The organism is Streptomyces sp. DH24, assembly GCF_029813775.1.
Lineage (GTDB): Bacteria > Actinomycetota > Actinomycetes > Streptomycetales > Streptomycetaceae > Streptomyces.
Genome location: NZ_JARVKW010000087.1, coordinates 1 through 2,801, shown reverse-complemented (window position 1 = coordinate 2,801; position 2,801 = coordinate 1). Strand labels below are relative to the sequence as shown.

Below are 2,801 nucleotides of genomic sequence, written 5' to 3'. Positions count from 1 at the left end.
CGGAGAGCAGGTACATCGACATCACCGGGCCGCCCGCGTTGGCGACCATCGTGGTGAAGCCGCCCATCACGCCGTACGAGCGGGCCTTGAGGCGGCCCGCACGGCTCGTGACCGGCTCCGGTTCCGCCTCCGCGTCCGCGGTGCGCCGCCGCCACACGGTCACCCCGGCCATCACCAGCAGGATCGCCCCGATGGACGTGCGGACGATCCGGTCGTCCGCCCACATCAGGAACACCGTGCCGACGACGACGCCCGCGGCGACCGCCGGGAACAGCCGCCACAGCGTCGGCCAGTGGGCGTGCCGGCGGTAGGTGAGGACGGCGAGGACGTCCCCGGCGATGAGTACCGGCAGCAGCACGCCGGTCGACGCGCGGGCGGGCAGCACCGCGGCGAAGACGGCGAGGCTGACCGTGTTGGCGCCGCTCACGGCGGTCTTGGAGAAGCCGACGAGCAGGGCGGCGAGGGCGAGCGCCGCGAACTCCCAGCCGGTGACGTGCCAGAGTGTCATCGTGTCCATGCGGAGACCGATGCTATGCCCACCCACCGGTGCCGGTGAGGAGCGTCTCGCCAGGTGACCCCGGTCGCCGCCCGGTACCCGGCGCGCTATCCGCCGTACCGGGCCCGCAGTTCCCGCTTCAGCACCTTCATGCTCGGGCCGAGCGGCAGGGCGTCCGTGAGTTCCACACGCCGCGGGTACTTGTGCCGGCCCAGGTGTTCCTTGGACCACGCGGTGATCCCGGCGGTGTCCGGGGCCGCGCCGGGGGCCGGCACGATCACGGCGCACACCTCCTCGCCGTGCAGTTCGTCGGGCAGGCCGATGACGGCGACCTGCGCGACGTCCGGGTGGCGGGCCAGGACCTCCTCGACCTCCCGCGGGTAGACGTTGAAGCCGCCGCGGATGATGACGTCCTTCTTGCGGTCGACGATCCTGAGGAAGCCCTCGTCGTCCTTGGTGCCGAGGTCGCCGGTGCGGAACCAGCCGTCCACGAGCGCCTCGGCGGTGGCCTCGGGGCGGCCCAGGTACCCGGAGAAGACGTTGTGGCCCCGGATCACGACCTCGCCGAGCTCGCCCGGCGGCAGCAATTCGACGCCGTCCTCGACGTCGGCGCGGGCGATCTCCACGTCCACGCCCCACAGGGGGTGACCGATGGTGCCGGGCCGGGTGCCGAACCACGGCTGGTTCACCGTCGCCGTCGGTGACGTCTCGGACAGGCCGTAGCCCTCGTGGATCGTCGCGCCGAACGCCGCCTCGAAGCGGTCCAGCACCGCGACGGGCAGCGAGGCACCGCCGGAGATGCACACGCGCAGCTCGGGCAGCGCGTCCGCGTCGGCCGCCGCGGCGGCCAGCGCGACGTACATCGTCGGCACCCCGTGGAAGGTGTTGACCTTCTCCTTCACCATCAGCTCGATCGCGCGGGCCGCGTCGAAGCGGGGCAGCAGCACGAGCGTCGCGCCCGCCCGCCAGGTCGAGTTCATCGACACGGTCTGCCCGAAGGCGTGGAACAGCGGCAGCGCGCCGAGCGCGATGTCGTCGGGTCGGATGTCGTTGGAGTCGAAGGCGTTGACGGTCGCGTTCATCACCAGGTTGAAGTGGCTGAGCACGGCGCCCTTGGGGACTCCGGTGGTGCCGCTCGTGTAGAAGACGACCGCCGGGTCGTCGGCGCCCCGGGTGACGTACGACGGCAGCGGCTCGGCGTCCGCGGCGAGCTTCTCGAACTCGGCGCCCAGCGTGACCACCCGCACCCCGGCGGCCCGCGCGGCGGCCGTGCCGGTCTCGGCCTGCGCCGGGTGGCACAGCAGCAGCGTGGCACCGCTGTCCCGAAGGACGTGCTCGACCTCCGGCGCGGACAGCAGCAGATGGACGGGGACGACGACCCCGCCGGCCGCGGCGATCGCGTAGTACGCCGCCGGGAACTCGGCCGTGTTGGGCGCCATCAGCGCGACGCGGTCCCCGGGGCGGACGCCCAGCCCGGTGAGGGCGCCGGCCTGGGCGCGGGCCCGCTGCCACACCTCGGCGAAGGTCAGGCGCAGGTCGCCCTCGACGAGCGCGGTCTTGTCGGGGCGGCGCCGGGCGTTCTCGGCGAGGATCGCTGCGACGGAGAGGGTGGCCATGTGGGTGCGGCTCCGTTTCTTGTTGCTGGGTTGTCCTCGGTGGTTCTCGGCCCCGGTCCCGCCCGTCCGGCGCCTCGGCCCCGCCCGTCCGGCGCCTCGGCCCTGACAGCCTGGCGCCTCGGCCCTGACAGCCTGGCGCCTCGGCCCTGACAGCCTGGCGCCTCAACCTCGCGCCTGACGGCCCCGACCTCTGCCTGACGGCCCCGGTCGTCAGTGCCGTTCGACCAGCACCGCGCTGCCCTGGCCCACCCCGACGCACATCGTGGCGAGACCCCGCGCCGCTCCCGTGCGGCGCATGCGGTGCAGGAGGGTGGTGAGGATGCGGGCGCCGGAGCAGCCGAGGGGGTGGCCGAGGGCGATGGCGCCGCCGGTCGGGTTGACCAGGCCGGGGTCGATGCCCAGCAGGTCGACGCAGGCGAGGGCCTGGGCGGCGAACGCCTCGTTGAACTCGGCCTCCTCGATGTCCCCGACGCTCCAGTCGGCGCGGGCGAGGACCTTGCGGGTGGCGGGCACCGGGCCGATGCCCATCACGTCGGGGTGGACGCCGGCCGAGGCGCCGGCGACGTACCGGCCGAGGGACTCAAGACCCAGCTCGTGCAGTGCCTCCTCGCTGACCAGGAGGAGGGCGGCGGCGCCGTCGTTCATCGGTGAGGCGTTGCCCGCGGTGACGGTGCCGCCCGCGCGGAAGA

General features: G+C 73.8%; 2 protein-coding genes and 1 pseudogene. All 3 read right to left on the bottom strand.

Annotated elements, in window-relative coordinates; all coding sequences use genetic code 11:
• Positions 1 to 517, bottom strand: a 517-nt coding sequence (locus tag QC282_RS31930) for a sulfite exporter TauE/SafE family protein (protein WP_279553091.1), incomplete at its 3' end; no start/stop codon positions are given.
• A gap of 86 nt (positions 518 to 603) precedes the next feature.
• Complete coding sequence (locus QC282_RS31925; protein WP_279553090.1) at positions 604 to 2,112, bottom strand: long-chain fatty acid--CoA ligase; 1,509 nt, start codon at positions 2,110 to 2,112, stop codon at positions 604 to 606.
• A 210-nt stretch (positions 2,113 to 2,322) separates the two neighbouring features.
• A pseudogene (locus tag QC282_RS31920) lies at positions 2,323 to 2,801 on the bottom strand (3-oxoadipyl-CoA thiolase); the annotation flags it as partial.

Bases quoted from the DNA above. Each gene is read 5' to 3' on its own strand.
- QC282_RS31925 (WP_279553090.1), bottom strand. From the start codon at position 2,112: ATGGCCACCCTCTCCGTCGCAGCGATCCTCGCCGAGAACGCCCGGCGC.